We start from the raw sequence: 2,811 nt of genomic DNA, 5'->3' as shown, positions 1-2,811 counted from the left end.
TACTTTCACGGGGTTTTCAGGTACGCGCTTCTGTGCGAAATCTCGACAATAGCGCTGCACTAAAGGATTTGCCCTGCGAACTTGTGGCGGCAGATATCACCGATAAGGCTTCTTTTATACGGGCGTTGCAGGGAGTGGATACCTTCTATGCCGTGGGCGCAGCTTTTAAATTATGGGCCCGGGATCCGCAAAAGGAAATCTACGACGTGAATATGCAGGGGACCCGCAATACCATCGAAGCCGCGGCGGCGGCAGGCGTTAAAAAAATCATCTATGTAAGTTCCATCGCTGCACTGGATTATACGCATACCCCCACACGGGAGAGCAGTGGCTATAACCCCGACCGCAGGGATGCCTATTACAATTCCAAAAACGATGGTGAAAAGCTGGCCTTTCAGCTAGCACGTGAATTGGGGATCGAACTCGTGTCGGTCATGCCCGGTGCCATGATCGGCAGCGAAGCCGCTCTGCCCCTCAATGTATCGTACGATGTGCTACGCCTTATTCTGACCAAACAGATTCCTGTCGATACGGGGATAGCCCTCAATTGGGTAGACGTTAAAGATGTCGCCGAGGGCTGCTACCTTGCCGCCCTACACGGAAAACCGGGAGAACGCTATATCCTCGCCAATGAAAAGTGCATGAGTATTAGTGATACGACCGGGCTGGCACAAAAGCTATATCCACAACTTCAGCTCAAGATTCCAGCAGCTGTTCCCAAAATATTACTTTATACGATTGCCGGCCTGATGCAATTTGCGGCACGGCTGCAAGGGAAAGCTCCGGTGATCACCACCAAGGATATTGCGATGTTTTCGGGGCTGCAACAGGATTTTGACATCAGCAAAGCGCGCACCGAACTCGGCTTTAATCCAAAAAGCAGCGAGGAAGCCGTACGTGAGGCATTGGCCTACCTGATGGAACACCAGGAATTACTTTAGTGCAGATCTTGAAAATTGAATCCCACACGGATCGCTTTCAGGCCAACCAGTCCCTGCAGATCTTCCACCTCAAACTGCTCGATATTGTCGTCTAGTAATCCTTTGTGCTGTAATAGGTTGATGTAGCCCAGGTATTCTGTTTCTTCATGTACATTGGAGTAGACAATAACCAGTTTGCCTTTTTGTGTGATGCGCTCTGCCGAGCCTTTGATCTTGGCTTTATCAATGCGTTTCTTGGCAATCTCGTAGCGCACATTGTAGGAGCCGTCGATATCGAATTGCTTCTCGTCCATGCGAAAGCGGATGGAAATGGGGGTGGCAAAGACCAACACCAATGAGGTCACCTCCAGCTGATGCGGAAGGGCGGGCTGGAGCTGCCTAAACTCGCGTTCCATCGCACACATCACCTGCAGCTGCCACAGCCGTAAATTGCGTAGGTAGTAGAGTTCAAAATTCCGACCGGGAGCGATGGAGGCCCCGATATACATGTTGTGCTCGATACCATCTGTCTTGTAGCGCTCGTAATAATGAGGAAAGTATTCTTGGGCTTCCACCTGCTTTTCGTCGAGGATCGCCACTAGCTTTTTGTTGATCAGCGTGATGGAGTTGTCATAATCCTGTCGGGCCTCATAAAAACCGCCGATAGAGAGGTTGATCCGCTCAAAATAGCGGTCGATGGCTTCGGTGGCGACGCTATTTTTGTTGTTTTTCCTGAAATTCTCCAAAATAGGGTGAATATCCTGGTTAAAATAATCGAGTATAAGCTGTTCCGTATCAGTCAGCAGCACTTGCTGCAGCGTCGTCAGGTTTCTTTCCAGGTCGAAGATCTTCTGCTCAAAGAGCGGTAATCGCTGCGTTTGGTTGACCGCCGTGAACAATGCGATCAGTTCCTTGCTCTGATTGATGAGGTCCTGACGGATGGCCTGATTGCGGGATTCTGAGGAGCCCTGTACGTCGATCTGCCCATAGAGCGGATAAACATGGTCAAAGACGATTTCCTGCAGGGCATAGTCTTTTCCAAAGGCGCGGTCGTTGAGGAAATGCATGGCTTCTTCCTGAAACCGCCATTTAACACTCGGGTGTATAGCGGTATATTCCTTTTGGATCACCGCTTCGATCTGATTTTCAGTTTCGGCAAAGGCTTTCGATACTTTATCTTTGATAAAGGGCAAGATGAAGTTGAGCTTGTTGGCATTGACCGAATTGAGTTCCCGCACCTTGGATGAGGACATTTCCAGTAGACCCAGCACTTTGTCGCCTTCGACGAGGGGAACAAAAATAAAGCTCTTCACCTGTTGCTGCTTGAGCTTGTTGATAAAATAGGCCTGCTTTGGATCATCCAGCGACAGCTTGTCAATATCCGGTACAACAAAATATTCGTCCTTGGTGAGCAGGTTCTCCAAGGTCTCGCTGCAGAGCATGTTTTCACATTCCTCGATCGTCGAGTCGTAAAGCAGATGACTGTACAGCTGTTTTTCGACAATCCGTAAGTTGTACTCGTTCCTGACCTTTTCAAAGGAGGTCAATCCGATGCGCAGATCATTTATTTTATAAATCGACCGGAAAATGCTTTCTATTTCTGCCAGCTGGACAGCGCTTTTTTCGCGCAGCAGATTGCTCTTGAAGCTGGATACCGCATTTTCAATGGTCGCATCAAAAAGCGTCATAATGGAAAAACCTTTCAGGATCCAGCTCTGCTCGGGGAATTTGGACTTCCATAGGGCAATATCCGAAAAGTTGTCGACCAGTTCGGTAATATCTTCAACCGTAAGATCGAGTGCCCGTTCTGTCGGAAGGACATCGATAAAATCGGCATTGAATAGGACGCGGTAATGATGGATGATATTATCCTTGTCTGGAATATCCAAAA

Annotated in this window: 2 protein-coding genes; one reads left to right on the top strand and one right to left on the bottom strand. The window is 48.7% G+C overall.

Translation table 11 applies throughout. The features are described 5' to 3' along the window. Positions 1–941, top strand: a 941-nt coding sequence (locus B2X72_RS20850; RefSeq protein ID WP_286851326.1) for an NAD-dependent epimerase/dehydratase family protein, incomplete at its 5' end; no start/stop codon positions are given. On the opposite strand, the gene B2X72_RS20845 is transcribed toward B2X72_RS20850, so the two are convergent. After that, on the bottom strand, positions 938–2,811 hold a 1,874-nt coding region (locus B2X72_RS20845), incomplete at its 5' end, for a GAF domain-containing protein (RefSeq protein WP_286851324.1). The two genes, B2X72_RS20850 and B2X72_RS20845, sit on opposite strands and share 4 nt — an antisense overlap.

It is taken from the genome of Sphingobacterium sp. UBA7253 (assembly GCF_002472745.1).
In the GTDB taxonomy this organism is placed as follows: Bacteria; Bacteroidota; Bacteroidia; order Sphingobacteriales; family Sphingobacteriaceae; genus Sphingobacterium; species Sphingobacterium siyangense.
Note: the sequence above shows the minus strand (reverse complement) of the source record. Positions and strands in the feature narration are given on the sequence as shown.